The organism is Mesorhizobium sp. WSM4815, assembly GCF_055811575.1.
Genome location: NZ_JBVVQS010000071.1, coordinates 15,132 through 41,236 on the forward strand (window position 1 = coordinate 15,132; position 26,105 = coordinate 41,236).

Genomic DNA, 26,105 nt, shown 5'->3' on the forward strand with positions numbered 1-26,105 from the left:
TAGCCTCAGGCAACTGCTCATGAAGGCCTGTTCCTTTACGCCGCGAGGGAACGCAGCCGCTCTCGGATTCGTTGCAATGCATGAGCAATGTTGGACATAGGTCGGGCCAAGCTTCGAACGATCAGGGCCGCGTTTTGGACTTGCCCAATGAAAGCGAAAGGATCAGCTCTCGAAATCGCTGCATCATCGTTGTCGGAGCCTCGGCCGGCGGCGTCGAGGCACTGAAGCGGCTCGCGACCTATCTACCGCCCGATCTTGCCGCTGCTGTCTTCGTGGTGCTCCACGTGGGCCAGACGAGCTATCTCCCGGAGATCCTGGATCGGGCTGGCCCTCTCAGGGCGACCAAGGCGAAGAGTGGGGAGCAGTTCGAGCGGGGGCGCGTCTATGTGGCTTCACCCGGTTTCCATCTGCTGCTGCACCACGATCACATGCTGCTCCGGCGCGGCCCTCGCGAGAACCTTGCCCGGCCGGCGATCGATCCTCTCTTCCGATCGGCCGCGTGTAGCTATGGAGCTCGGGTCATTGGCGTCCTCCTCTCCGGCAGCTTGTCCGACGGCACCTCGGGTCTCCGGGCAATCAAGACCGTCGGGGGAGTAACAGTGATCCAGGACCCGCAAGACGCGGCCGTACCAGACATGGTTCGGAGCGCCCAGCGCCATGTCGAAATCGACCATTGCGTGCCGATCGTCGGACTGGGCGATCTGTTGGCCCGGTTGGCCTCCGAGCCCGCCGGCGAGACGCTTCCTGTTCCACCGGGAGTCCGGCTGGAGGCGGCAGTCGCAGCTCAGGAGCACTCCGCTATGTCGAATGAAGATCGTCTCGGCGAACTTTCGTTGTTTGTTTGTCCGGAGTGCCACGGTCCTCTCTGGGAGATCGAGGACGGCGACATGCTTCGCTACCGATGCCACACTGGGCATGCCTTCACCTCGGACGCGATGCTCGAGGCTCAGTCGGCCGAGACTGACCAGATATTGTGGAGCTTGCTGCGCGCGCATCAGCAGCGGGCGGCATTCACCCGGCGAATGGCCGACCGGGAAAGTGAGTTGGCTCGCGTTGACATGGCGGCAAAGCTGCAGGAACGGTCGAGAGAATATGAAGCGGACGCCGAAGTGATCGAACGAATTCTCGAAAGCAGGCGGGGTACAGTGGCAGAGGATGGCCCGATCGCGAAACAAAACTGATCCGGCCTCGCCGGATGCTTCGAAAGACCGCGATGAAACCGAACCAGATCTATGTGATGACCGTGGATCCGATCGGGCCAAAGGAACAAACAGCACCCACTTTGGTTAATGCTGCGCGTGCCACCAGACACGCGTTTCTCACATTCGGAGACGACGATGGCTACGAAAAAGGAATCGCAAAGCAAGGCCAAGGGCCTCGAAGATCTTTTCCACGACGGACTGAAGGACGTCTACTACGCTGAGCGCAAAATCCTGGTTGCGCTGAAGAAGATGGCGAGGGGTGCCGAATCCGACCAACTGACCGCCGCATTCGAAAAGCACCGCGACGAGACGGAGGCTCAGATCGAACGGCTGCAGCAGGTCTTCGAGATGTTCGGCAAACGGCCACAAGGAAAGACATGTCCCGCGATCGATGGCATCATTGAGGAAGGGCAGGAGATACTTGAGGAATTCAAGCAAGCTCCGGCTCTGGACGCTGGTCTTGTGGCGGCGGCGCAAGAGGTTGAACACTATGAGATCGCCCGCTACGGCACCCTGGTCACCTGGGCCGGATTGCTCGGCCTAAAGGATGCCGTGCCGCTGCTCGAGGAGACGCTCGAAGAGGAAAAGGCGACTGACGAGGCGCTGACGCAGCTTGGAGAGACCAGCGTCAACGAGAGAGCGATGCAGGAAGCTGCCTAGGTAATCGGCGCTTCGACGGAATCAATGAGCACGTCATGAACAATAGAGAGACCGCGCCTCCGGACGACGGTGGCGCGCCTTTGTCGCCGGTGCCGGCCGGCCAGGCGCCAAGCCTGCGGCAACTCCTGTTCGAGCCTAACATCTCGGTCAACGGTCTGATCGACGACGGCACTGTCGTCTTCTTTCTTGGTCGCCTGGAAGCCGTACGCCAGAGCGGCGACGACCTCATCATGGAGCTCAACACCAACGGCGGGGATGCCGATGCGGCCCCGCGGATTGCCCTCGAAATTCGGCTGTTTGGGCAGCATTCAGGCCGGAATGCGTACTGCGTCGGCAAGACGAAAGTGTATTCGGCGGGGGTGACTATCTTCGCGGCTTCCCGAAGCCGTTCCGCTTCCTCACCACGGACGCGGTTCTCCTGGTGCATGAGCGGTGTATGCAGACGAGTGTCGAACTGAATGGCCCGATGAAATCTTCCATTCAGATCGTGCGCGAGCAGCTTGCGCTACTTGAGACAGCGGAGCGACTGGAAATGGAGGGTTTTAAGGAACTCGTTGAGGGCAGTTCGCTTAGCATTGACGAACTCTACCGCCGAGCGACAACGAATTCCTACATCCACTCTGAAGAGGCCCTCGACCTGGGGATAGTCGCAGATCTGCTGCGCTAGCATAGCCGTTCAGGCGAGATATCCGCGGCGATATCCGGAGTATCGGATTGACAATGCAAATCCCGCGCTTCTTGGGAGAGAGCACGGGCCACGAGTATCGACTGCACTTGGCGGGCGATCGGAACCAACGGTGGGTGGCGACGTTGCGATGGCAGTAAAACTAATGCTGACCCAACGGAGACCAACATGACAGAGCCCAAGGAACGTCTGGTGCAGTGGCTTCGCGACGCTCACGCCATGGAAGAACAGGCCGAGACCATTTTGAGCGGCCAAATCGAGCGTCTGGAAAACTATCCCGAGATTCGTGACCGGATGAACACGCATCTCGAAGAAACGAGGCAACAGGCGAAACGTCTCGAACAATGCCTCGACCGGATTGGCGATGGATCTTCGACCCTGAAGGATGCCGGGGGTAAGATAATCGCCTTCGGACAGAATATCAGCGGCATTTTTGCAGGCGACGAGGTGATGAAAGGATCGCTAGCCAGCTACACGTTCGAGCATATGGAAATCGCCAGCTACAAGATGCTCATTGCCGCAGCCGACGAGGTCGGCGACCTCGAGACCCAAAGCGCGTGCAAAGCAAATTTGCGCGAAGAAGAGGCGATGGCCGACTGGTTGGAAAACAGGCTCGGCACAGTCACCAGCGAGTTTCTCAGACGCGACGAGCGGGACTCTGACACCGCGAAACGGTGACGTGCAGAGGCGCCGCTCTATTTGCGCTTAAGGGCGAGCTGTCGCGACCCATACGCGGGGGAATGGCGAGCCCTTCACCTGCTACGAGCCTATTGCTCCGGAACCGCGGAGGTCTGCGGATGATTTCGCGCGGCCTCGGCAATCTCGGGGATGTATTTGGTCGCGGTGCAGCTTCGGTTCGTGTTCGAGCGCGCATCGAACACCTCTTTTTCGCAGACCCGCTCAGCGAGCTCGATGGGAACATGTACAGCCAGAGGCACCTCAGTCTCAGAGATTCCGAGCTTGGCTGCGATTTTCTGTTTCACCTCTTGCCTACCGAGCGAAACGTCAACGCCGACGTCTTGCGGGTCCTGAGAATCTTCCGTCGTCGGCGATGCGCCTTGCCCGGGTAGATCGTCTTGCTGCCCAGTCTGAGCAAATGTCTGAACGGTAAAGAGCAGCCATGTAATCACAGCCGGCAGCAATAATCGGTGGGGGAGTGTTTTCATGCCCAGCCTCCTGCAGGTGCCTTGAACAACGGGCAAAGTGGTCGAAGCGTTCCAGAGGAGCGGCGTGCGCTTTGGGGAGCCGATGCAGCCCGCCGTGCCGAAGAATGTGGCAATTTTTGTGCTGTGCTGTTGGAACCTGATTTGGCGACAATTTCAGTGCGGCGACACGCGCTGTGCTGTCGGATCGGGGAGAACAATGCGGCAAAAGGCAAGCATTCACCGACAAAGAAAAACAAGACAGAAAGGAGCGCACGTCGGATGCTGCGCGGGAATTGATCGAGGTCGAGCGCGCGGCACGAAATGCAAAGACGGCTCGGCTCCGGCAAAAACCGCTCTTGCTGGGGCACCGGCACCGCAACCGAAGAGGGATTGGAAGGTGAAGAGGTGGTAGTAGTTACGCTGCACGTGGCGCTCTCCAATCATCCGCGGCGGTGCCGGAAGGCGCCGGCTTCCTGCGCCGCTTGGCCGGCGGCGAGATTCGGCGTGCGCAAAAAGAAGGGCTTGGTGCAGCTCACGCAAGCTTTGCCGCCTCAGACCTCAGCATAGGAATTAATGTACGGGAATTACCAAGCCGTAGCCGCCTTGGAACGAATAATCCGGCTCAAGCTTACTTGGGCGATCCAGGTCCCTCACTCGGATCACCGGTCACTCGATCGGATTGGGCCCGCCCTCGCACAGGGGCGGGCCATTGTTTCGGGGCGACCTGACTGACAGGAGTGAACAACAATGTTTGCAGATGAGATTGCGGCAAGGCGTCTGAAATCCCTGGTCGACCACTATATGGAGACCAGGAAAAGGCGGCACGATGTGGTTTCAACATCGAGAGCTGAAACCGCCATACGGGAAGTCCTCCCCAATTGCCCTGTGTCCGGCAAAGCCCTTGATGACATGATCGCCGCCTGTGCCGTCGAGCATGGCCTCGGCGTGCTGTTCGACAGGTCAGAAATCACCGACAGCGTCAGCTGATCCGCTGGCCTGCGAAGGCGCTCAAGCAGTCCGACACGTCGAGTGTCCGGTTCATATATCCCCCGGTTGGTACGTTTCCGACACTATCCATGAGCCTCCATGCATCTAGATAGCCATGGAGGTGGAGTGAGCATGCCGAGATATTTTTTCCATATCCGGAGCGAGGACGGGCACCTCGTGGAGGACCTCGAGGGGCAGGAATTCGCGGATATGGCGCAGGCTGAGGAGAACGCGATGGCCTCCGCCAAGGAGATCCTGGCGGAAGGACTGCTCAGCGGGAAGCCAGTGCTGACAGGCGCAGTCTTTGAGATATGCAACGAAAAACACGCATTGGTGTTGCGATTTCCTTTCTCGGATGCCGCTACAAAGCCCGGTGCCCGCCCTTAATGCCTAAGTGACTGGCTTTCGGACTTTAGCACCCCATATGTAGTTTCATCGTTCGCACGTTGTCACGGGCGCGAACGGCTGGGAGATCAGAAAGCTCTTGCCCTACCGAGGGTGGAGCTATGTTTAACCAGCCCAGTATTCCCTATCAGAATGCTTTATTACGGCGACTTTCCCCTGGCGATCTGGCATCGCTCGAACCCAACATGGAACGGGTAGCGCTGCAGATGCGGACCCAGCTTGAGTCGACGAAGTCCGTTATCGAAAAACGTGTATTTCCTGGAAGACGGCATCGCGTCGGTCGTCGCCAAACTACCTAAGGGCCGGGATACCGAGGTCGGCCTGATCGGCATGGAAGGCATGACCGGAGCGTTAGTGGCCCTAGGCGGCGATCGCGCCGCACATGACACCTATATGCAACTGGCGGGAAGCGGCTTGCGAATTCCAGCCTCGGCACTGTCGTCTGCTCTGTCTGAGAGCACTACGCTGAAGGCCCTTCTGCTTCTCTATGTCCAGACCCTCTATATTCAGACCAGCTACACCGCCCTGGTAAACGCACGGTCGAAGTTGGACGAACGTTTGGCTCGCTGGCTTTTGATGTGCCACGATCGCGTCCGCAACGACCGGCTTGCAATCACCCACGAATTCATGTCCGTCATGCTGGGTGTGCGGCGACCGGGTGTCACGGTTGCTATCCAGGAGCTTGAGGGCAGGGGCCTAATCAAAGCCACGCGGGGTGAGATCGTCATCAGGGATCGTGATGGTCTGTTCCAGTTGGCCGATGGCACCTACAGCGAGCCGGAGCGGGAATATGATCGGTTGCTGGGGACAATCGACAAGCCGCTATGATCGGGGGCTTCGGCGAAAGTCACGTTAGCGACGAGCGCCACCATTGTCGGCAATTCAAACGACGCCTCGCGCTGGCGCTCCCCACCGCCTAACCCTTTCGCCATCCATATTCTTCACGGCATAAATCGCTTTCGCGAACCGGCACTTGCATGATCTGGGACTTCGCTACCCAGCGGCAGTTTGCGTGTGCACTTCGCCGAAGTTGGACCCGAGAAGGTGCCCATCCGGCGTCCAGGCAGCCTTGTGTTCTCAAGTTACATTCTTATCAATATTGTGGGAGCGCTCAGAGACCGGCGGCTCGTTGTTTCCGCTCGAAAGTTCTCATGGCCCGATGGATGTTCCGGAGAGCTTGGCTGGAATCGTGCCACCCTTCGAATTCGATCTGCTTGTCGGTGCCGGACACCGACGCCAGGAAAAACTGCTCGATCTCGGATCGCAAACGATCCGGAATATTCTCGCCAAGGAGAGACTCGCTATGCGCATCTTGCTTGTGCGGGCAAAATACATAGCGATCGTTTCTCACGGTCTCGCCGTTCTCCGTTTGCATGACACGAAGGGCCGCCAGCAGATCGCACTTGATGACAACACCGGGAGCGCTGGCTGCCTCATGGATGACTAGACCGTCGAGGGCGTCGCCATCGTCGCCGAGCGTAGAAGGCAGAAAGCCCCAGTCGTAGGGGTAGGCTAGGCCTGCTGGAAGCGGCCGCGTAAATTCGAAAAGCTTCTTCTTGGGTTTGTAAGTCAACTTTGCTTCGGTGCCACGCGGTGTTTCCACGACTACCCTGATCCGACCCTTCGATGTAGTCGTAGGCAGTGTCAGATAATTCGCCACGTTTGGTCCTCGCCAGTCCATCCCAATGGCCCTAGACTTCTCTAAGCGGCGGATGGCGGATTTGTTCCGAACGTGCCTATCCGCGTCTTCACAAAAAACCGGTGCGGATTGGACGCGCAAATACACTGGGCTCATCGAAGCCGCCAGAGAGCTTGAGGTCGAGAATGCGATCATCGACGGCAAGGCTTCAGGAACACGCCGGTCCACTGCCCAAAGAGTTGAGGAAACGGCCGGCGAAGCAGTCGGCCAGAGGCGGTGAAGCTGCATATCGAGCACCTCCGCGGCGAGCAGGGTTATATCCGACACGGTTCCGTGCTGGGAATCAGCGACGAATGGGAACCGAGGTAGTTGGGAGCATTGGCTGGCTGAAAAGGTGCGGCAGCTCTACATACGTCCTTGGCCCATAGCTTCACGTATTCGGCGGCTGCTGCCGATGGCGCTCAGCTTCGGCTGCATGCCATTCTCGGTCGATGGAGCCTTCCTCAGCCTTGTGGAAGTACTGCGAGCAAACTAGCCAGCCTTTGAGCGGCCTTAGCAATGCAACACACGCTCCAACGGTGAGGGGTAAGGTTGTGAGCGCATGCATCCAGTAGGACGGCTCATACGTGAGCTGAAACCATAGTGCGAAAGCCAGCGCCGGGAATGCCACAATCGACATGGAAAAGAAGGCCGGGCCGTCAGCCGGATCGGCGAACGAGAAATCCAAACCGCATACATCGCAATGGTGCGCCAGCTTGAGATAGCTGCTGAACAGATGCTCCTGTTGTCAGCGGGGGCAACGCCCCTTAATACCGGTTAGGACGGGGTTGGTCGTTTTCGCTAGGCATTCTACAAAACCACATCGCCCCGGCATTAGTTCCGAGGCAGGCTGCGTCCTTGTTGGGGTTTCGGCGACGAGGAGTAACTGGTTTTGCTCGCGCCAATGTCGCGTAGATAGCGCAGCTTAAGGAATCTAGCAAAACCCCTAGCTCCGCTCGCCGAACTCTGTCCCGTTCCAGGCGTCCAGCGACGATCGTCGGGTGGAATCTGGATGCCTGGTGCGGCCGAACTCACGGCCAATTTGAAATCCCGCGTAAATGAACAGCCGCTGGGTTCGAACAGCGCGTAATAACCGATGATGGCAGGCGTCGAACGTGCGAACATTTTGGCGCGGCAAGCTTCCGTTCCTATAGGCGGGAAATTCAATCAATTGCAGGAATCGAGCGCTAGCTGTTCGCCCACCTCAGTGGACGCAGACAGTGGCCAACAGCACTGCAGGATCCATGTTGAAACACTCTCCAGATCGCTGCCGAATAGCTGGAGCCAAGCGTCCTGCGCGCGGTAGGCGAGAACTTCGCGCTGAGCTCGGCCGCTGAAATGCGAACGATGAACTCTGACGCCGATGCAGTGCGCCAAGCACGATCTGGGTGCTTTTGGTCTCAACGAGATTGCGATAGGCGGCAATACATGGGATCGCGGTTCTGGCGTCATTGCCTCATAGCGGTAGCAGCTCGTACATGAGCGCGGATGGCAGTGGCGTCTCTGATCTCCATTCGGAGTAGGGCGATCTCACCGCGCAAGACGACCATTCGCACCCGATGATGCGTAAGGCTGGCACGCAGAACCCGCGCTAGCTCGATCTCGTTAAATGGGTAAATTTCGCCCATGTAGCACGGCTTGTCGGGTATCTGCTAATTGGGTCTGTCAAAGGCGGCGCTCGTCAGCTTTGTTTTCATCGCGTCGCCTTCCGCCAGCGGCCGATCGCGCCCCGGCCTCGCTGCAAAACCACCGTTCACCTTTGCTCGAGGTAATCAGCGTCTCATTGTAATATTCTTGGCCTGGTACACGGTAGATATGCTCACCAGAGTTCACGCCGATGTTGCCTTTAAAGTTGCAACCTGAGCCGAGAAGGCTGACGCCCGTCGATGACTCGCGGACCGTCTGCAGGAAAGCCTTAAAGCTTCGGCCCTAGATCACGGCGCATGAGACGCGCTTCTCTCAGGATCGAGGCACGATCAAGTCCGATCAGCGATACAATGTCGCGTATTTGCTGCTCGGTGGCACCTGTTTCCTGCGCAAGTGAGCGTACATAGTCGTCTGTCAGGCGGGCCCGCCCTGCTTCTTCTGCCATCGGACAATGCCTTACGTTTGGGGCAGGAGTCCGATGGTCGCTCCCAAGCGTCAGCGCCCATTGTGTGTGGCTGGCGATCTCACACTGTACCGACTTGCCTAGATTTTATCCAGATGGAAGCGTGCTCGCCAGCCGCGGATGCCCTGGCCATCGAACTCGCCAAAGCTACGAGCACGGAATCGTCGGCAGGTTTCTCGACAAAAGTTCCGGCCTTGAAGGCCTCACCTCGGCCCTCGATGTCCGTGGCACTATAAATCACAAAGGGGATGTTGCGGGCCACCAGTTCTTCAGCAACCGAAGAGCTGACGCCGTCCTGCAAGAGCACGTCCAGTATAACGACGTCCGGCTCAACCAGGGCCAAAATTTGTCTTGCACGAACGCAACTCGGCTCTGAGGCTACCGCAAATCCGGCCTGTTTAAGGGACGCCTCAATGTCAACGACGATCATCGGCTCGTCCTCAACAATAAGTGCTAGAGGCTTTCTCATGTGCTCCTCCTTGCTGGGCAGGAGCACGATGTGCGCTGACACCACGGCAATCAGTTCATAAGCCTGTCCGGACCAGAGTGCATGCTCATTTGTTAAAGCGAGCGAAAACACATCGCGCCAAGAGACGTGGAGCCAGGCTGTCATGCGATCGTCGACTGCATGCTGGATGCCGGACGGGTACGTCGGGAGATCATGCGCTCGCTCCGGCCGATCGCCGCCGACAACACGCCAAGGTCGAGGAGTGCAATGATCACTGCCGGGCCGGCCTATTTGAGTCACGACCGGTCTCAAAAGGCGTACACTTCACAGGTCGCCCACACTTCCGCGGCAAAGGGGCCGGAGATCGGGAACCCGACTATTCGTCTTTCTTCAACTCTTCAGCTTCGTGCTTCAGCCGCTGCCAGTCCGCGCCGTGCTTGCGAAGCAATGCCCGCGCCTGTTTGGGCGTCACATCTGTCACCTCCGCCAGGTGCTCAACTTCGAGTTCTGCACCCTTCTTAACTCGGCTCGTGTCGCTCGTCCTCTTGTGCGCCATCTGTTGCGTCCTCCTGACCCACGGTCAGTGCAACGGATGTTCAACGTTGTGGTTCCGCCCCTGTGGAACTAACTGCCGGCCGTGTAGTTTTACCGCCGAATGAGATCCCAAATGCTTCGGTTCTTAATCGGTCTTGGCGCGCTGTATGCGGCATTTCAAATCGGCCGGGAGTTTGGCCGCACAGACGCGGAGGTCATCCAGACTCCACCCGACGATCGTCGCACGACGCCTGGAAACGGGCAGAGTTCGGCGAGCGGAAATAGGGGTCTGGTAACTCCTCAAGCTTGCGCTATCTACGCGACATTGGCGCGATTACGCACTTATTCGGTTCTCGGCGATCGGCTTACATTAGCCAGAGTGAACGGAACGGGTTCCGCTGGGCCGCGGCAACGAAAGTTGGTCGTCGGCGTTGCGCTTGTTCGCCCGAGGAGGAAATAACTTGTGCCAAGCCTGGATGCGAAGCCCCGCCAGTTTCCCACGCTCGCAGGCATTCTGTTTGGCCTTGGTTTGGGCGGCTTTTTCGACGGCATCGTCTTTCATCAGCTGCTCCAGTGGCACCACATGCTAACCAGCGCCGGCTATCCCGCCGACAGCGTCGAAAACCTACGATTCAACACGCTCCTCGATGGCCTGTTCCACGCCGCCACCTATCTGTTCGTTGTGCTTGGGCTGCTCCTGCTCTGGCGCGCCGCGCATCAATCGCACCTTTGGTGGTCGGGAAAGATGCTGGTCGGCACAATGCTCATCGGATTTGGCTTGTTCAACCTCGTCGAAGGGCTGGTGGATCACCAGATCCTGGCCATCCACCATGTCAACGAGACCGTCCCGCGGGAGCAATGGATCTACTGGGATTTGGGTTTCCTGCTTTGGGGTGCGCTTATGTTGGTCGGCGGGTGGAGGCTGTGGAGGCAGGGCAGGCGTGCCTCGCGAGGCTAGTTGCGTTGAGGTGCCTGCCTAGTAGCGCGATCGCCGCGCAGATGCCAGATGCGCAGCTTCATCTCGGGCGTGTCCACCTCTTATCCGCATCAGCAGCGTGGAACATCTGAGGCGAATGCAAGTTCGGCCGGTAACACCCACGGAGGTAACCAAGTCCTTGTGTCCAGCTTTCTCCTCGGACGTGCTCATCCGCAAGCTGCGTGGCATCGCTGAGATCAGCGATGATGACGCCGCAGCCTTAGGAGGCCTCACGATTCAGGAGAAGGATGTTCCGGCTAACAGGGATATCCTCATAGAAGGCGATCGGCCAACCAACTCATTTGTCGTCTTGGACGGCGTAGTATGTTCATACAAGCACACAGGTGAGGGAAAGCGGCAGATCACCAGCTTCTTTGTCGCCGGCGATCTCCCGGATCTGCACGGCATCCATCTGGCAGTCATGGATTGCAGCTTCTCCAGCATGACGCCGGGCAGATTGGGGTTAATCCGCCACAGCGCTCTTCGCTCGATTTGCGAACAGCGCCCGCGCGTTGCAGCCGCGTTCTGGCGATCGACCCTGATTGACGCTGCAATCTACCGGGAATGGGTCACCAACGTCGGGAGACGGGACGCCTACGCTCGTATGGCCCACATGTTATGCGAACTCATTGTGCGGTTAAGGTTTGCTGGACGCATTGAGGACCACGTCGCGGATCTGCCGATCACCCAGGCAGCATTTGGTGATGCGGTGGGTTTGTCCGTGGTTCACGTGAACCGCACGCTTCAGGCGCTACGAGGCGACGGGCTGATCGCGATGTCAGGTACAAAGTTCCGTGCCGTCGATTGGCCGGGTTTGGTTCAGGCAGGGGACTTTGATCCGACTTACCTGCACCAGAAGGACCCGGACGTGGCATTCTAATGACGGAAGCCAATATGCCAAGGTATTTCTTTGATAGCGGCGATCGCCAGCATCTCGTGGAAGACAATACGGGTCTGGAATGCGAGGGGATTGAGGCAGCGCGCAATGCAGCCGTCGAAGGATTGACCGAGCTGGCAAAGGACGAACTGAAAGGTCTCGATGGGCAGCAACTCATCATGGATATCAGGGACGAGAGTGGCAGAAAGGTTCTGAGGCTTAGCCTGTCGCTGGTGATCGAACCGCTTGAGTAAATGCCGTCTCGCCGACATCCAACAAAGATGAACCTCGACGTCGCGGTTGAACATGCGGCGCACCAGCCGCTCGTAGCTGTGCAGTGAACGAGGACCGGGCTTTTAGCCGACCTCGCGGATCAAGGCGGTGCGGGCTTTGCCGAGCGATACGAACAGCCGATCTAAAAGGCCTTCGTCCACTTCGGAAGCCAGGCCGAACCGCCGGTCGTGCTCAACGATCCTGTCTTGGATCGACACGAGGATTTCATACCGAGCGACAAGGCTCGTCAGGACTTCCTGATGTTGGGAGGTCAACGCTTTTCTTTCCGCGCTACAATCGGGCATAGAGTCGAAGGCGTTCATAAAGAACTGCCGTCTCGTCAAATTCGCCATCTGAGAAGAGTTCCATTGCGCTAACGCTCAGGCGCTCCGCCTGCTCGCTACCGACGGGAATACCTTCCTCAACGCAAACACGATCAAAGACCTGCTTCAACAAAGTCAGGTCACTAGGAAAGGCAATGCCACTCTTTGCAGACTTAAGGCCGACCATATGCCTTTCCTCTCATTGGGGCGGAATCGCGTTAGTCGCTAACCGCGGGCGGTACCCGAGAGTGATTAGCGCCGATCGGAAGAGGGTAAGGCAATGGGCGCATAGAGTCTTGAAAAACGTTTGTACGTTTTTATCAAATGCCGTGGCTCTTAGAAACCAAGTGCGACCTTCCGATGTCTCGGCATACAGGAGACGGCCGCCGTGACCGTTGCCCTGAGATCATGTGGATGCCGGATCACCGATCAAGCGGGCATACTCTGCCTCCGGCTGCCCATATGAGCCGTCTGCCAAGGCGATGAGCCCATCTCGGTCGCGGACAATAACCTCTCCACGATTTGACCTGATCAGGCCGCGGCCCTCCAGCAACTGAAGTGCCACGGTGACGCCCGGCCGTCGTACTCCCAACATGACTGACAGGAACTCATGGGTAACCGGCAGCCGGTCGCCTTCGATGCGGTCGTCGCACATGACCAGCCAACGTGCCAGCCGTTCTTCTATTTTCAAGCGCGCATTGACCAGGGCGGTGTAGCTCGCCTGGATATGCGCGTAATGCACATAGCGCAGCAGAAACAGCCGCAGCGTCGGGCTGTCGGAAAGCGCTTCATTGAATGGCTCGGCGTCCATGCTGAGAACCTCGGCCTCCACCTGAATGTAGCAGTCGTGCGGGGATCGATCGCTACCCATGATCAGCGCCGAGCCGGTCATGCCCTCGAAGCCGATGAGGCGAACCTCGGCATCAATCACCGGACGAAGCTTCGCCACCACCGAGCCGATTCCCGCCTCAAAGAAGTGGACGGCCTCGATCGCGGCGTTTGCGGTTTCGAGCTGAGTTCTCAGAGGCAGAAAGCTGCTTTGAAGGTGAGGCCTCAGCAATCGCAGGTCGGCCGGAGCCATGCGTCGCAGCAAATGATTTCTATATGCAGTTTCTGGGCGGCGAGTTGGCTGCGGGCGGGCGCGGTCCTTTGAAAGGACGAGGCCAATTTTTGAGGTGTTGGGGCTGCTCATAGCTCCCTCCCGAATTGGGGCGGAAGCACGATGCTCGCTCACAGCCAGCGATGCCCGTGAAATCTATCGCCGATAAGAGAAACCTACGCCGATCGGCGCGGAGAGTCGATGCTGTCTGACTGGTCGACACCGATGGCTTTCGTGGATGCCTCATGCTGCCGGGAAACGGCACGATAAACCTTTAACTGTCCAGGCAAGCAGTGCGACGCCGATGGCTAGGAAACCAGAACAACCGCCAACCCGGCCCAAGGCCTGTGTCTGCCAAAGCGGCCACTCGCTGAGAAGTCGCTTCATGCCGGCGAACGCACACGCCTGGTGTTCCGTGCGGGCAATAAAGCCCGCGCCCCTGGAGGGAGAGGACGCGGGCCGATCGGTGCATCGGGCCGATCTGCAGCCGTTCATTGGGAGGGAACAATAGCTGCACGTGCCGAACTTTCGTGTCGAGCATGTGTTCCTGAAGTAGGGCAAAAAACTTGCGAAAAATTAGGATCGCAACGTACAATACTCGCGAGGCCGGCACACACCGCGTCCGCAAAAGTAAGGAACCGTTACAGGGATTGCGCATTACAACCGTAGCGGTCGATCCCTCTCCAGGATATAGCCGCGAAGGTGCTCCTCAAAGGCCCGCTGCGGTCCCCTCCCGCGGCGGGCTTTCTTGTTGCCGATCGGGTGCCTCTTCGGTTTGCCACTATTGCAGCAGGACGATCGGATTTAGCCTTAAGTCGTTGCTCTCGCAACCGAGTCGCCTTCGCATCTCTTGCGCCGCGCTCAACCTGTGAATGCCCGTGCAGCATCCGTGGTGCGCTCCTGTCTGTCGTGTTTTTCTTTTTCCGTTACGCCTCTTCTTTCCCGCTGGTTTGTCCTCCGATCTGTCGGTACAGGCGCCTTTTGGCGAGCGGTTAGGCCGCACTTGCTGAGCCGGCGGATGGCGCATGTCGGAGGCCCTCGCTCTTGACAGCGCCTCCTGAAGCCGAGCTACCTGTTCGGGTGTGAGTGAGGAGCGGATGATGCGCCCTTTGAACCGGAGAGCCGGCGCACCGGAACTGCGCCCGCACCAAGCGCCGTGACCACGGCGGACAATCCGGGAAATCCGATTTGGTAGCCCCTTATCGAGGCTCTTCCCGCTGCATAGAACGGATGTCGGCCGCAAGATCGTTGCACTCTGCGCTCGCAGCATGCGAAGCAGCCTGCGCCAGGGCTTCGTTCCAGACTGCCCGTGCGACGCGATCCGTTTTGAGCAACTCCTGAACATCGACTGCACCGATCCGAAGCGGCACCCATCCGGGCGGATCCGCTCGCCGGAAAGGACTCCAGGCTTGCCTCGTAGACGGGATCGTCGACAAACTGCTCGCTATCTTTTCCTGCCATCTCGCATCCTCTTCTTGTGCGTTAGCTCAACAAGAGCCGGAGATTCCTCGCCTTATCTACGGGTGCGTTGCATCTGCTCGGATCGGCAATGGTGCGACCCGATTTCTATGCTGCGCGGTCATGGTTGGGATCCCTTTCGGTGCCAAACGTCTTAACCTGCGTCCCACTCAAAGTTCCCCTTTGAAAGCTCAGACGAGCGGAAAAACCAGCTGAACCTCTTCAGGGGGAACAACTGACGATCAGGTGGGTTAGGCTGCCGCCGAGAAATCGGAGCTATTCAATCGGAGAGCAAAGATGCACTTGGTAAGCGGCGCGCCGACATGCGCGGCAGTTCGGCAACAGCAAGGCATGTCGAGAGTGGTAACGTCTGTTCACATTGCGCGCGGTGGCCGCTAGTGGTCCGCGGCACTAATAAGGCAACAGCAGCCGCCATGCTGCTTGGCGCCGGGTTGGCTGGCCTTGCGTTGTACAACGGCGCGCGCGCCAAACGCGCGCTTTTCTCGCATCTGTCGGGGCGCTTCGTCGAGGCGGCAGGAGTACGCCTGCACGTCCTTGAGCAGGGCAGCGGGATGCCGTTGATCCTGCTGCACGGAAACGGCTCGTCGGCGGAGGATTTCAAGACCAGCGGCATCTTCGACGCGGCGGCTAGGAAATACCGGGTACTCGCCTTTGACCGGCCGGGCTTCGGCAGGAGCGCGCGGCCGCGAGGCAAATGGTGGACGGCGGCCGCGCAAGCCGATCTCATTCATGCCGCCGTCGCACAGCTTGGGATCGAAAGATATCTCGTTCTAGGACATTCCTGGGGTGCGTCGGTGGCTATCCAGCTGGCGCGCCTTCGTCCCGCCTCGGTCGCCGGCATCGTGCTTGTTTCCGGCTACTATCATCCACCGCCGCGCCTGGGCCTCGCACTGGCGGCGCTGCCGGCCTTGCCTGTCGCCGGTGGTGTTGTCCGCCACACTTTGCTGCCGCTGCTTGTGCGGCTTACCTGGCCGCTGGCCATGGCCAAGATATTCCGCCCCGGCATAATCTCTGCAGAGTATGCTTCATCGGCAAAGGACGTCGCCAGCCGGCCCTCGCAACTGCGCTCGATCGCTGCGGAGTCGGCATTGATGCTGGTCGCAGCACTGGCCGGCGGCCGCTCCGCCCGGTACAATGAGCTGTCGCTGCCCACCGGTATTGTTGCCGGCGCTGGCGACCGGCTGTTCGACGCCCAGGCCGAGGCTGTTCGACTGCAAGCCGAGATTCACGGTTCCTTTGCCGATATCATCCCGCAGGCCGGCCACATGGTCCACCACGCTGCACCGCAAGCTATTCTCGCCATGATTGACAAGGTCGCCGCTGCGGGCGGCGGGGACCCTGCATGATCTACTTCACCGCCGACACGCATTTCAGCCACCCGCGCGCGGACCACGCCGGCAAGATGCGCAGGAGGTTTTCGGCGAAGTTCAGGCTGGCGTCGGGGAAGAAGCGAGCGTGGAGCATAACATCGCCGTTGATGAGATCGCGTGGCCCGGGCTGTCCAATCACGCCGCAATAATCCCAGACGGCAGACCAGAAAGTGCCGCGTTCATCGATTGACCATTGATGAAACGCATCATGGTCGGGTAGATCAGCCTTGTAGGTACAGGTGCAGAATTCGCGAAACCTCGTGATTGCGCTCGTGCGAATCTCGTCTGTGCTGGGCTGAAATAAGGGTGAGTCGATCATCGACGAGTTCCTTTGAACCAAATGTTATGCGGCCGCGGTGTAGATAACAGGCCGATGCGTCGCAGGCGCCCAACACCACCAGATTTCGCCTTAGTGCCACTAGGTGCCTTCTCGGCGTTTAACCGAACAGATTAACGCCCGCGTCCCGCGGCTCGCCGCTTCCCACAGCTGATGCGCGACCATCTCCCTTGCAATCCTTCGGCCGATAATCCGCTTTGTCGGCTACCTCGAGGCGGCGCCCGGCGCGAACGGGGGTGCTGAAGGCGGCCGGACACCACCGCACTGAGCTGGGCCAGCTCTCATCGACCTCATGCTGATCGAGTAGCCTGCTCATCCATCGGGGCGCGCATCGCTTCGGCGAGTTCAAAACCCGCCGCGAACAATCTCATACTCCTGAATGATTCTTCCAATTTTTATTGGTTTTCTGCGCGATCAGAACATTCTTACGGCTCTATTAGCTCAATTCATAATATCCAGCAGTAAACAATGAAAGTACATTTCAGCCGCTGTTCGTTAATATCCATGCCATCCTGCGCCTTCGCGGCGGCAGGAGAGACGTCCGTGTGGTCAGATCGACGGGCTCAGTCGATGAAGGAGAAATGAAATGGACAAAGATGAAACCTCGAAGAAAGCTGCAATGACCCGACGCGAGGCGATGCTGGCCGGAGTAACTGCCTCCGCCGCGGTGCTGACCGCCAGCATAGCTGCGAACGCACAAGAAAAAGCCGCTGCGCCCAAGCTGGTTGGCAAATATCTGGCGGTCGAACCTGGTGTCGATCTCTACTACGAAGAGGCAGGCGAAGGCCCTGCGATCGTCTTCGTGCCGGGCTGGACGTTAACCACCAGGGTCTTCGAGCATCAGTTCGCACATTTCGCCGCGACCAACCGGGTGATCTCATTCGACCCGCGCAGCCACGGCCGTTCGACCGTAACGCTGCAAGGCAACAACTATGCGACCCACGCACAGGATCTGGCTGCGCTGCTCGGTCAGTTGAAAGTTGAGAAACCCGTCCTCGTCGGCTGGTCCGCCGGCGCGCTGGCTGCATGGCACTATGTGAGAAACAACGGCACCGACAAGCTCGCCGGCTCGTCAACATCGACATGCCGCCGGTCGGCACGACGACCGAACCCGGCGTCTGGATCGAAGGCGGCTTCAAGGATCTCGCTGGCTTCTTTGGTGGCGTTCAATCTCAGAAGGGATTGCGTGACGTCATCGTGTGGTATGCCGACAACGTAATGATCCAGAAGGATCTCACGCCGGAAGTCACGGCATGGCTGCTCGAGCAGTCAAATGCAGTGCCGGCTCTGATCGCGGCGAACCTCATCGCCGATGTGTCCTTCGCCAACTACCTGGCCGAGGCCAACCTGGTGGACAGCAAGATCCCCTCGCTGCATGTCGCCGCTGAGCACTGGTCGGCGGTCGCCAAGCCGTTCATCGCCGCGAACTGCCCGAAGTCAACGTTCGAGTCATTCGGCGGCCACATGATGTTCTGGGAGTATCCCGAGAAATTCAACGCAATCCTGTCGAAGTTTGTGAAAAAGACCTGATCGGTCTCATCGTACCTCCTGGTCAAGTCAGAACGAAAGGCGGGCGTTCTCCTTGACCTCCTTCATGACGAAGAAGGTGCGCGTCTGCCGGACGCCCGGCAGCGCGATCAGCTTCTGGCCGTGCAGCTTGTTGAAGTCCGCCATGTCGCGGACTCTGATCTTCAGGAGGTAGTCAAAATCGCCAGCGACGAGGTTGCAGTCCAGTACGTCCTTCATCTCGAGCACGGCGCCTTCGAAGGCGGCGAAACTCTCCGGCGTCGAGCGATCGAGCACCACGCCGACCATGACCAGAGCGCCGAGACCGACCGCCGCGGGCGCGATATCGGCGCGCACACCGGTGATGTAGCCGTCTTCGAAAAGTCGCTGCGTGCGCCGGTGGCAGGTGGCCGCGCTGACGTTGACGCGCGTCGCGAGCTCAGCATTCGTCAGACGGCCATCATTGTGCAGCGCGCGCAGGATTTTGACGTCGATACGGTCCAAAGCGCCTGAGAAAGAATCTTCCACTTTCAGGCCCATCGCTAAGGTGAACTTTCGGACAATCTATCATAGCGCTGGTAAATATGGAATACAGAAGCCAAATTTCGAGAGCACCTTCCGCGAAGAAATGTCTACAGTTTGCTCACAAATTCACGGAGACGAGCCGATGTCCCTTCTCGACAGATTCGATCGCTATCCTCTGACTTTCGGCGCCACGCCGATCGAGCATCTACCACGCTTGACAGCGGCGCTGGGCGGCAAGGTCGAGATATATGCCAAGCGCGAAGACTGCAACTCCGGTCTCGCCATGGGCGGCAACAAGTTGCGCAAGCTGGAATACATCGTGCCGGATGCCATCGAAACGGGAGCCGACACACTCGTGTCCATCGGCGGCGTGCAGTCGAATCATACCCGTATGGTGGCCGCGACCGCGGCGAAGATCGGCATGAAGTGCGTCGTTATCCAGGAGAAGTGGGTGCCCCACTACGACGCCGTCTACGACCGCGTCGGCAACATTCTGATGACCCGCCTGATGGGCGCTGACAGCCGCCTCGTCGACGACGGCTTTGACATCGGCATCCGCAAGAGCTGGGAAGACGCCATCCAGTCGGTGAAGGATGCCGGCGGCAAGCCCTATCCTATCCCGGCCGGCGCCTCTGTGCACAAATACGGCGCGCTGGGCTATGTCGGTTTCGCCGAGGAAGTGGCCGAGCAGGAAAAGGAACTCGGCATCAAGTTCGACTACATCGTCGTATGCGTCGTCACCGGCTCGACCCAGGGCGGCATGATTGTCGGCTTCGCCGCGCAGGACAGGGCCGACCGCGTCATCGGCATCGATGCGTCGGGCACGCTTGATCAGACCCGCGCGCAGGTTCGCTCGATCGTCGACAAAACGGCTGACCTGATCAGTCTCGGCCGCAAGGTCCGGGAAGACGAGATCGTCATCAACCCCGACTATGCCTATCCGGCCTATGGCGTGCCGTCCGAAGAGACTAACGAGGCGATCCGGCTTGCCGCGCGCACCGAGGCGATGATCACCGACCCGGTCTATGAGGGCAAATCGATGCAGGGCATGATCGATCTCACCCGCAAGGGCTTCTTCCCGGAGGGCTCGAAGGTGCTCTACGCGCATCTCGGCGGCGCCCCGGCGATCAACGGTTACAGCTATTATTACAAGGAAGGCTGACCCCCGCCCTGGGAATCGCCCAACCGGTATCGCAGTTGGCATCGGAGTACAGATGACATTTTCTCATCGACAGCACCTCAAGACCATCGAGCAGCGGCTTCTGTGGCTGTCGCATTGGATGATCCACAACGCCAATCATATCCGCCCCAAGGTGGATGGCATCAAGATCGGCGGCCATCAGGCGAGTTCGGCCTCGATGGTGTCGATCATGACGGCGCTCTACTTCTCAGCACTCAAGCCTGATGACCGCGTCGCGGTGAAGCCGCATGCATCGCCGATCTTCCATGCGATCCACTATCTGATGGGCAACCAGACGCGGGAGAAGATGGAGAACTTCCGCGGCTATGGCGGCGTTCAGAGCTATCCGAGCCGGACCAAGGACATTGACGATGTCGATTTCTCCACCGGCTCGGTCGGGCTCGGGGTCGGCATCACGGCGCTGGCCTCCATCGTGCAGGACTTCGTGAAGGCGAAAGAGTGGGGCGCGGACTTAAAGCTCGGCCGCATGGTCTCGCTGATGGGCGATGCCGAACTGGACGAAGGCAACATCTACGAGACGCTGCAGGAAGGCTGGAAGAACGACCTGCGTAATTGCTGGTGGATCATCGACTATAACCGCCAGTCACTCGACGGCATTGTGCGCGAAGGCCTGTTCGAGCGCATCGAGAAGATTTTCGACGCCTTCGGCTGGGATGTCGTGAGGGTAAAATACGGTGCCTTGCAAAGCGCGGCGTTCGACGAGCCGGGCGGAAACAAACTGCGCGACTGGATCGACCGCTGTCCCAACCAGGAATACGCAGCGCTGACCTTCATGGGTGGCGCCATCTGGCGCAAGCGCCTAATGGACGACCTCGGCGACCAGGGCGACGTGTCGGCGCTCATCGATCACCGCAGCGACGCCGAACTCGCCGCGCTGATGGAAAACCTCGGCGGAAACTGCGTGGAGAGCATGGCCGACGTGTTCGCCTCAATCGACCACGACCGGCCGACCTGTTTCCTGGCCTACACCATCAAGGGCTGGGGTACGCCTATCGCCGGTCACAAGGACAATCACGGCGGTCTAATGAACAACAAGCAGTTCGCTGACTGGCAAGCCCATATGGGCATCGCCCCGGGCCAGGAATGGGAGCCATTCGCCGGCGTCAAGGATGTCGCCGGGCTGAAATCCTTCCTGGCCGACGTTCCGTTCTTCTCGAAACGACGCCGCCGCTATGACGACGCCCGTCTCGACGTGCCGTTGATCGAAGTCGACACGTCGCGCGAAGTGTCCACTCAGACCGCCTTTGGCAAGATCCTCGACGACCTCGCCAAGGGAAAGAGCGTGCTGGCCGAACGCATTATGACGACGTCGCCAGACGTGACCGGCACGACGAGCCTCGGGCCATGGGTCAATCGGCGCAAGCTGTTCGCACGCCAAGCAATGGCCGACGCCTTCATCGAGCATCGCATTCCTTCGACCGCAAAATGGGAATTCAAGCCGACGGGCCAGCATGTCGAGCTCGGCATCGCCGAGATGAACTTGTTCCTGCTGCTCGGCGCCGCCGGCCTCAGCCATTCCCTCTTCGGCAAACGACTGATCCCCATCGGCACGGTTTACGACCCGTTCGTGTGCCGTGGTCTAGATGCTCTCAACTATGCCTGCTACCAGGATGCGCGTTTCATTATCGTTGGGACGCCTTCCGGCGTGACGCTGGCACCAGAAGGCGGCGCGCACCAATCCATCGGCACGCCGCTTATCGGCATGAGCCAGGACGGCCTTGCCGCCTTCGAGCCGGCCTTCGCCGACGAGCTTGCCGTCATCATGGAATGGGCCTTTGACTATCTGCAGCGCGACGGTGAAGGCAACCGCGATGAGCGCACCTGGTTGCGCGACGAGACCGGCGGCTCCGTCTATCTGCGGCTGACCACCAAGCCGTTGGAGCAGCCGGTGAAACGCGTCGACGATGCGTTCCGTCAGGGTGCAGTCGATGGCGCTTACTGGCTGCGCAAGCCAGGGCCGAACTGCTCAGTCGTCATCGCCTACCAGGGTGCGGTTGCCGATGAGGCCATCGCCGCCGCCGGCATGATCGGCGAGACGAGGCGCGACATCGGGGTGCTGGCGGTGACATCGGCTGACCGGCTCAACGCCGGCTGGACCGCTGCGCAGCGCGAGCGGGCGCGCGGCAATGCCAATGCGAAGAGCCATATCGAGACGCTGCTCGACCCGCTCCCAGGCAATTGCGCAATCGTCACCGTCATTGACGGCCACCCGGCGACACTGTCATGGCTTGGCGCTGTCGTCGGCCGCAAGACGATCCCACATGGCGTGGAGCATTTTGGCCAGACAGGCACGATCGGCGACCTCTATAGCCACTTTCGCATCGATCGCAACGCGATCATCGCATCGGTCAATGCACTCACTGAGGGGCGACCAGCGAAATTTGATCCGTTGGTGCTGTCTTTTCCATAAAACTTTACAATGTCGAAAACGGCCTAGAGCTGCCGGTGCGGGGCTATCTGCTGTCCAGCATCATCGGCGTATCCAGCCAGATAATAAGGCAGGATCGGTGATGCGAGAAGCGGAACCACAGCGATTGCCGGTATGTTTGCCGGCCGTTGCCAACGAGCTTCTGTCGTCCTGGATCGGCCGGCACGCTGCCTTTCACGCGGTTCCACCACTCGTGATGCTTCGACATTGCTTGCCGGAGGTCTCCTCATTGCAAGCAACCGATCTCCATCTGAACGGTGATCAGGAAATCCGCCTCGCCAACATGTTCGCCACCGAGCCGGCCGTGGTGCGTCGAATGACCTCCACAAATGTCGCGCAATCATCGCATCGGCTCATCAAGCACGGTCCCCAAGACGCGCTGATCTTCCGTGGTGGTGAGGACAAGATGAGCTATCGCTGGAGCTGGGATCAGCTCCATTCCACCGTATCCAAGCTACAGCAAGCCTTCCGCGCGATGGGCATAGGCAAGGGCGACCGTATCTCGGCCATGATGCCGAACATGCCGGAGACAATCGCCTGCATGCTGGCCGCCGCCTCCGATTGGTGCCATCTGGTCGTCCTGCTCGCCCGATTTCGGCGAGCAGGGCGTGCTCGACCGCTTCGGCCAGATCGAGCCGGGGCTATTCATCACCTGCGATGCCTACTGGTACAACGGCAAGCTGCAGGACGTCTCCGACAAGGTCCGGAACGTCGCGCCCAAGCTCGGCTGCCCCGTCATGGTCGTGGGTTACGCCGGCGACGCCGAATCGCTGGCCGCATCGCTCGCCGATGGCCGCATGATGGATGCCGCGACCATTCCCTTCACCGCGAGGCCCGTGGAATACGAGCCGCTGACATTCGCCCACCCGCTTTATATCCTGTTCTCCTCGGGCACGACCGGAGTGCCGAAATGCATCGTTCATTCTGCTGGCGGCACGCTGCTGCAACACCTCAAGGAACACCGCTTCCATTCCGGCGTCGGCGATGGTGATCGCTTCTTCTAGTTCACGACCTGCGGCTGGATGATGAGGAATTGGCTGGCCTCGGGTCTGGCGAGCGGCGCCACGCTCGGCTCGCCCTTCGCGCCCTCGGGCAATATCCTGTGGGACTATGCAGCCGAGGAACGCTTCGCCATCTTCGGCACCTCGGCCAAGTATATCGATGCGGTGCGCAAGGGCGGCATCGAGCCGCTCAAGACACACGATCTCTCCGACTTGCGCCTGATCACCTCCACTGGCTCGCCGCTTTCGCCGGAAGGTTTTTCATTCGTCTATGAAGGCATCAAGCCGGACGTCCAGCTCGCCTCCATCTCCGGCGGCACCGACATCGTCTCCTGCTTCGTGCTCGGCAATCCGATCAAGCCGGTCTGGAAGGGCGAGATCCAGGGGCCGGGCCTCGGCCTCGCAGTCGACATCTGGGACGATGAAGCAAACCGGTCCGTGGCGAGAGGGGCGAACTGGTCTGCACCAAAGCCTTCCCCTCCATGCCAGTGGGTTTCTGGAACGACCCTGATGGCGCCAAATACCGCGGCTTATTTCGAGCGCTTCGACAATATCTGGTGCCAGGGCGATTTCGCCGAATGGACCGAACACGGCGGCCTGATCATCCCGGCCGCTCGGATGCGACCCTCAATCCCGGCGGCGTGCGCATCGGTACCGCCGAGATCTACAACCAGGTCGAACAGCCCGATGAAGTCGCCGAGGCCATCTGCATCGGCCAGGACTGGGACGACGACGTCCGGGTTATCCTCTTCGTCCGTTTGGAACCGGGCCTGACGCTCGACGCCGATCTCGCAAACAAGATCAAGACCAAGATCCGTATCGGTGCGTCACCGGGTCATGTACCGGCCAAAGTGATCCAGGTCGCCGACATTCCGCGCACCAAGTACGGCAAGATCGTCGAGCTCGCCGTGCGCGAAGTCGTCCACGGCCGGTCGGTGAAGACCAAGGAGGCGCTGGCCAACCCGGAAGCGCTGGAGCTCTATTCCGGGCTGGAAGCACTCTGCAGTGATTAATAAGCGGTCTGGCGCAAACATCATGGCCACTCGAATGTATTTCGGCATCACGAAGCAAGTAACGACGGGGTTGTAGCAGCGGAGTGGCGCCCGCCTACGAATTCCGTTTCCTTATCAGAAGCAATCTCACTTTGCAGATTGCAAAGCCTATGCCCGCGTCTCGACCATCGGCCAGACGGTTTGACAACCAGATCTTGGAATCCCAGTCGGCGGGGCTTCCATGTCGAATCCCGTCGCATCGTCTCCGAAACCATCTCCGGCAGCACTGCCATTGCCCAGCGGTCAGGCTTCCGCCGCCTGATTGATCGTTTGGAGCATGGCGATGTTCTGGTCGTCACCAAGCTTGATCGTCTCGGTCGCAACGCGATTGAAGTCAGCACCACCGTCGCTCAGCTCGAGGAGATGGGCGTGAAGGTTCACTGCCTCGCACTTGGCCGCGTCGATCTGACAAGCTCAGCCGGTAAGATGACGATGAACGTCCTCAACGCTGTCGCCCAGTTCGAGCGGGATCTTCTCGTCGAACGCACCCAGACCGGCCTCGATCGCGCCAAGGCTGAAGAAAAAACACTCGGGCCGTCCCGTCCGCCTCAACGCAAAACAACGCGCCGCAGTGTTCGACGGACTTGCCAACGGAAAAGGCGTGTCAGCCCTTTGCCAGGGAATCCAAACTAGCAGGCAAACGATCATGCGGGTCAGGGACCTGTGCTTGTCGTTTCGCCCTCCCACAAACGACCCCAGGATCCGGAACTGCTGCTCGAGGTTTGGGAGCAGTTCAGAACGACGATCGTCTTCGTTACGCATGATATCGACGAAGCCTTGCTGCTTTCGGATCGAATGTCGTCATGCAGGCACAGCCAGGTCGCATCCACGAAGAAATCACTGTGGCCTTCGAGAGGCCGAGGACCACGGACATCATCGCGTTCCGCGAGTTCTTGCGTTTGAAGCAACGTTTCCTACAGCTGCTTCGTAGCGACAGGCGGGGGGATACCCTGGCCAGGCTGTCGCCGCTTGGTGATTTGAGCTGTGCTTCGCGGATTCCCCTTCTCGGCTAAATTTCCAACTGCGAGTGCGCCGCCGCTGATCCGGCGTGCGTTTGGCGCCGCATCCCGCTCCTAAACCGTCAACCCTTTGCCATGCGGCTAACGCGCCGTTTTTCCCACTGACGTGAAAACATCAGAATAAAGTACCTTATCTCTACAGATTTTATAGAATATCGTTTGCCTTGATTTGGTGCTGGCCTAGCGCGCATGCAAAGTGTGGGAGATTGATGACTTGGCACGATTATCGGTTCTCGGAATATCGGGCGGCGTAAGCACGCCTTCCCGCACTACGGCGGTGGTGAATGCGCTGGTCAAGGCGGTCGCGTTGCGTGTGCCTGCAGACACCGGTCTGATCGAGATCACGGAGGCAGCACCCTCGCTATTCGCCGGGCTATCGCGCGGCGCACTTGGCGCATCCGGCGAAGCGATCATCCAGCGCGTCGAGAAGGCCGATTTGCTCGTGGTCGGAACGCCTGTTTATAGGGCTTCCTACACCGGCGCCCTAAAGCATCTGTTCGACCTCGTCGACTATCGTGCGCTGACCGGCAAGACCGTGCTTCTCGCGGCGACCGGCGGCAGCCCATATCATGGCCTGGTGCTCGAACATCAGCTCCGGCCATTGTTCGGCTTTTTCGGTGCCGTCACCGTCCCGACCGGCGTCTACGGCGCGCCCGACGATTTCATCCATGCCGAAATCGTCGGCGCCGCGATCACCGAGCGCATTTCACGCGCCGCTACTGAAGCGGTTTCCTTGCTCAATTCCAGTCATGCAAACGCTGCCGTCGCCACGCGCGTCGGCTGAG

The 26,105-nt window shown here is 59.4% G+C and carries 28 protein-coding genes and 3 pseudogenes; 18 read left to right on the forward strand and 13 right to left on the reverse strand.

The annotated features are described in order from the left end of the window. Nucleotides 1-80 precede the first annotated feature (80 nt). Together AC0L2B_RS02540 and AC0L2B_RS02545 are read left to right on the forward strand one after the other, a co-directional pair. On the forward strand, nucleotides 81-1,181 hold the full coding sequence (locus AC0L2B_RS02540) for a chemotaxis protein CheB (RefSeq protein ID WP_473744048.1): 1,101 nt from the start codon (nucleotides 81-83) through the stop codon (nucleotides 1,179-1,181). A 156-nt stretch (nucleotides 1,182-1,337) separates the two neighbouring features. Further along, complete coding sequence (locus AC0L2B_RS02545; RefSeq protein WP_473744049.1) at nucleotides 1,338-1,862, forward strand: YciE/YciF ferroxidase family protein; 525 nt, start codon at nucleotides 1,338-1,340, stop codon at nucleotides 1,860-1,862. Here AC0L2B_RS02545 and AC0L2B_RS02550 read toward each other — a convergent pair. Then, nucleotides 1,859-2,170: a hypothetical protein gene (locus AC0L2B_RS02550; protein ID WP_473513639.1), complete on the reverse strand. Its 312-nt coding sequence runs from the start codon at nucleotides 2,168-2,170 to the stop codon at nucleotides 1,859-1,861. The genes AC0L2B_RS02545 and AC0L2B_RS02550 overlap by 4 nt on opposite strands. 128 nt (nucleotides 2,171-2,298) lie before the next feature. Between AC0L2B_RS02550 and AC0L2B_RS02555 the strand changes: the two genes are divergently transcribed. Next, nucleotides 2,299-2,529, forward strand: a complete 231-nt coding sequence (locus tag AC0L2B_RS02555; RefSeq protein WP_473513637.1) for a hypothetical protein — start codon at nucleotides 2,299-2,301, stop codon at nucleotides 2,527-2,529. 186 nt (nucleotides 2,530-2,715) lie between these two features. Beyond that, the gene (locus AC0L2B_RS02560; protein ID WP_065008846.1) at nucleotides 2,716-3,225 is read left to right on the forward strand and encodes a ferritin-like domain-containing protein; all 510 of its coding nucleotides are present in this window, start codon (nucleotides 2,716-2,718) and stop codon (nucleotides 3,223-3,225) included. An 89-nt stretch (nucleotides 3,226-3,314) separates the two neighbouring features. Here the strand turns inward: AC0L2B_RS02560 and AC0L2B_RS02565 are convergent, their stop codons facing one another. After that, nucleotides 3,315-3,713, reverse strand: a complete 399-nt coding sequence (locus tag AC0L2B_RS02565) for a YdbL family probable chaperone protein (protein ID WP_473513635.1) — start codon at nucleotides 3,711-3,713, stop codon at nucleotides 3,315-3,317. Nucleotides 3,714-4,439: 726 nt separating this feature from the next. Between AC0L2B_RS02565 and AC0L2B_RS02570 the strand changes: the two genes are divergently transcribed. The 3 genes from AC0L2B_RS02570 to AC0L2B_RS02580 all read left to right on the forward strand — a co-directional run bounded on the left by AC0L2B_RS02570 (nucleotide 4,440) and on the right by AC0L2B_RS02580 (nucleotide 5,912). Then, nucleotides 4,440-4,679, forward strand: a complete 240-nt coding sequence (locus tag AC0L2B_RS02570) for a hypothetical protein (RefSeq protein WP_473513634.1) — start codon at nucleotides 4,440-4,442, stop codon at nucleotides 4,677-4,679. A 132-nt stretch (nucleotides 4,680-4,811) separates the two neighbouring features. Next, nucleotides 4,812-5,066, forward strand: a complete 255-nt coding sequence (locus AC0L2B_RS02575; RefSeq protein WP_473744069.1) for a DUF6894 family protein — start codon at nucleotides 4,812-4,814, stop codon at nucleotides 5,064-5,066. Between the two features lie 267 nt (nucleotides 5,067-5,333). Continuing rightward, nucleotides 5,334-5,912, forward strand: a complete 579-nt coding sequence (locus AC0L2B_RS02580; protein WP_473513631.1) for a Crp/Fnr family transcriptional regulator — start codon at nucleotides 5,334-5,336, stop codon at nucleotides 5,910-5,912. Between the two features lie 283 nt (nucleotides 5,913-6,195). Here the strand turns inward: AC0L2B_RS02580 and AC0L2B_RS02585 are convergent, their stop codons facing one another. From AC0L2B_RS02585 to AC0L2B_RS02605, 5 genes and pseudogenes are all read right to left on the reverse strand, one after another. Continuing rightward, nucleotides 6,196-7,050: an inorganic diphosphatase gene (locus AC0L2B_RS02585; protein ID WP_473513629.1), complete on the reverse strand. Its 855-nt coding sequence runs from the start codon at nucleotides 7,048-7,050 to the stop codon at nucleotides 6,196-6,198. A gap of 103 nt (nucleotides 7,051-7,153) precedes the next feature. Then, a pseudogene (locus AC0L2B_RS02590) lies at nucleotides 7,154-7,597 on the reverse strand (DUF983 domain-containing protein). Between the two features lie 1,080 nt (nucleotides 7,598-8,677). Continuing rightward, on the reverse strand, nucleotides 8,678-8,854 hold the full coding sequence (locus AC0L2B_RS02595; RefSeq protein ID WP_352966219.1) for a hypothetical protein: 177 nt from the start codon (nucleotides 8,852-8,854) through the stop codon (nucleotides 8,678-8,680). Nucleotides 8,855-8,933: 79 nt separating this feature from the next. Continuing rightward, the gene (locus tag AC0L2B_RS02600; RefSeq protein ID WP_473513627.1) at nucleotides 8,934-9,485 is read right to left on the reverse strand and encodes a response regulator; all 552 of its coding nucleotides are present in this window, start codon (nucleotides 9,483-9,485) and stop codon (nucleotides 8,934-8,936) included. 211 nt (nucleotides 9,486-9,696) lie between these two features. After that, nucleotides 9,697-9,876, reverse strand: a complete 180-nt coding sequence (locus AC0L2B_RS02605) for a DUF3606 domain-containing protein (RefSeq protein ID WP_473513626.1) — start codon at nucleotides 9,874-9,876, stop codon at nucleotides 9,697-9,699. Nucleotides 9,877-10,317: 441 nt separating this feature from the next. Here AC0L2B_RS02605 and AC0L2B_RS02610 point away from each other — a divergent pair, with 441 nt between their 5' ends. The 3 genes from AC0L2B_RS02610 (at nucleotide 10,318) to AC0L2B_RS02620 (ending at nucleotide 11,961) form a co-directional block, all read left to right on the forward strand. Continuing rightward, nucleotides 10,318-10,812 (forward strand): DUF2243 domain-containing protein, encoded by a 495-nt coding sequence (locus tag AC0L2B_RS02610; protein WP_473513624.1) that lies wholly within the window; start codon nucleotides 10,318-10,320, stop codon nucleotides 10,810-10,812. Between the two features lie 181 nt (nucleotides 10,813-10,993). Then, the gene (locus tag AC0L2B_RS02615) at nucleotides 10,994-11,710 is read left to right on the forward strand and encodes a Crp/Fnr family transcriptional regulator (RefSeq protein ID WP_473744052.1); all 717 of its coding nucleotides are present in this window, start codon (nucleotides 10,994-10,996) and stop codon (nucleotides 11,708-11,710) included. Further along, nucleotides 11,710-11,961 carry a DUF6894 family protein gene (locus tag AC0L2B_RS02620; RefSeq protein WP_473513621.1) on the forward strand — a complete coding sequence of 84 codons (252 nt, stop codon included), beginning with the start codon at nucleotides 11,710-11,712 and terminating at the stop codon, nucleotides 11,959-11,961. Before AC0L2B_RS02615 ends, AC0L2B_RS02620 begins: the two co-directional genes overlap by 1 nt. 102 nt (nucleotides 11,962-12,063) lie before the next feature. Here the strand turns inward: AC0L2B_RS02620 and AC0L2B_RS02625 are convergent, their stop codons facing one another. From AC0L2B_RS02625 to AC0L2B_RS02635, 3 genes are all read right to left on the reverse strand, one after another. Beyond that, complete coding sequence (locus AC0L2B_RS02625; protein ID WP_473494795.1) at nucleotides 12,064-12,303, reverse strand: hypothetical protein; 240 nt, start codon at nucleotides 12,301-12,303, stop codon at nucleotides 12,064-12,066. Beyond that, nucleotides 12,272-12,490 (reverse strand): hypothetical protein, encoded by a 219-nt coding sequence (locus AC0L2B_RS02630; RefSeq protein ID WP_065008840.1) that lies wholly within the window; start codon nucleotides 12,488-12,490, stop codon nucleotides 12,272-12,274. Before AC0L2B_RS02630 ends, AC0L2B_RS02625 begins: the two co-directional genes overlap by 32 nt. A gap of 219 nt (nucleotides 12,491-12,709) precedes the next feature. Beyond that, nucleotides 12,710-13,384 carry a Crp/Fnr family transcriptional regulator gene (locus AC0L2B_RS02635; RefSeq protein ID WP_473513645.1) on the reverse strand — a complete coding sequence of 225 codons (675 nt, stop codon included), beginning with the start codon at nucleotides 13,382-13,384 and terminating at the stop codon, nucleotides 12,710-12,712. A 1,910-nt stretch (nucleotides 13,385-15,294) separates the two neighbouring features. On the opposite strand from AC0L2B_RS02635, the gene AC0L2B_RS02640 reads away from it, so the two are divergent. After that, nucleotides 15,295-16,227: an alpha/beta fold hydrolase gene (locus AC0L2B_RS02640; RefSeq protein ID WP_473513620.1), complete on the forward strand. Its 933-nt coding sequence runs from the start codon at nucleotides 15,295-15,297 to the stop codon at nucleotides 16,225-16,227. Between the two features lies 1 nt (nucleotide 16,228). Here the strand turns inward: AC0L2B_RS02640 and AC0L2B_RS02645 are convergent, their stop codons facing one another. Next, nucleotides 16,229-16,570, reverse strand: a complete 342-nt coding sequence (locus AC0L2B_RS02645; protein ID WP_065008838.1) for an acetyl-coenzyme A synthetase N-terminal domain-containing protein — start codon at nucleotides 16,568-16,570, stop codon at nucleotides 16,229-16,231. Nucleotides 16,571-17,174: 604 nt separating this feature from the next. Here AC0L2B_RS02645 and AC0L2B_RS02650 point away from each other — a divergent pair. Both AC0L2B_RS02650 and AC0L2B_RS02655 read left to right on the forward strand, forming a co-directional pair. Then, nucleotides 17,175-17,807: an alpha/beta fold hydrolase gene (locus AC0L2B_RS02650; RefSeq protein WP_473513618.1), complete on the forward strand. Its 633-nt coding sequence runs from the start codon at nucleotides 17,175-17,177 to the stop codon at nucleotides 17,805-17,807. Then, a complete protein-coding gene (locus tag AC0L2B_RS02655; RefSeq protein WP_473513616.1) occupies nucleotides 17,807-18,118 on the forward strand; it encodes an alpha/beta fold hydrolase in 312 nt (103 codons plus the stop codon). Before AC0L2B_RS02650 ends, AC0L2B_RS02655 begins: the two co-directional genes overlap by 1 nt. Nucleotides 18,119-18,145: 27 nt before the next feature. On the opposite strand, the gene AC0L2B_RS02660 is transcribed toward AC0L2B_RS02655, so the two are convergent. Further along, nucleotides 18,146-18,622, reverse strand: coding sequence for an Lrp/AsnC family transcriptional regulator (locus tag AC0L2B_RS02660; protein ID WP_065008894.1), 477 nt, complete (start codon nucleotides 18,620-18,622; stop codon nucleotides 18,146-18,148). Between the two features lie 139 nt (nucleotides 18,623-18,761). On the opposite strand from AC0L2B_RS02660, the gene AC0L2B_RS02665 reads away from it, so the two are divergent. Next, entirely contained in the window at nucleotides 18,762-19,781 is a 1,020-nt protein-coding gene (locus AC0L2B_RS02665) for a 1-aminocyclopropane-1-carboxylate deaminase (protein WP_473513614.1), read from the forward strand. Between the two features lie 52 nt (nucleotides 19,782-19,833). After that, the gene (locus AC0L2B_RS02670; protein WP_473513612.1) at nucleotides 19,834-22,230 is read left to right on the forward strand and encodes a transketolase; all 2,397 of its coding nucleotides are present in this window, start codon (nucleotides 19,834-19,836) and stop codon (nucleotides 22,228-22,230) included. A gap of 43 nt (nucleotides 22,231-22,273) precedes the next feature. Here AC0L2B_RS02670 and AC0L2B_RS02675 read toward each other — a convergent pair whose 3' ends face one another. After that, entirely contained in the window at nucleotides 22,274-22,456 is a 183-nt protein-coding gene (locus tag AC0L2B_RS02675; protein WP_141246630.1) for a hypothetical protein, read from the reverse strand. 156 nt (nucleotides 22,457-22,612) lie between these two features. Between AC0L2B_RS02675 and AC0L2B_RS02680 the strand changes: the two are divergent. From AC0L2B_RS02680 to msuE, 3 genes and pseudogenes are all read left to right on the forward strand, one after another. Beyond that, nucleotides 22,613-24,262: pseudogene (locus tag AC0L2B_RS02680) on the forward strand (acetoacetate--CoA ligase); the annotation flags it as partial. Between the two features lie 100 nt (nucleotides 24,263-24,362). Then, a pseudogene (locus AC0L2B_RS02685) lies at nucleotides 24,363-24,962 on the forward strand (recombinase family protein); the annotation flags it as partial. Nucleotides 24,963-25,534: 572 nt separating this feature from the next. Then, the gene (msuE, locus tag AC0L2B_RS02690) at nucleotides 25,535-26,104 is read left to right on the forward strand and encodes an FMN reductase (protein ID WP_473513610.1); all 570 of its coding nucleotides are present in this window, start codon (nucleotides 25,535-25,537) and stop codon (nucleotides 26,102-26,104) included. The last annotated feature ends 1 nt before the right edge of the window (nucleotide 26,105 follow it).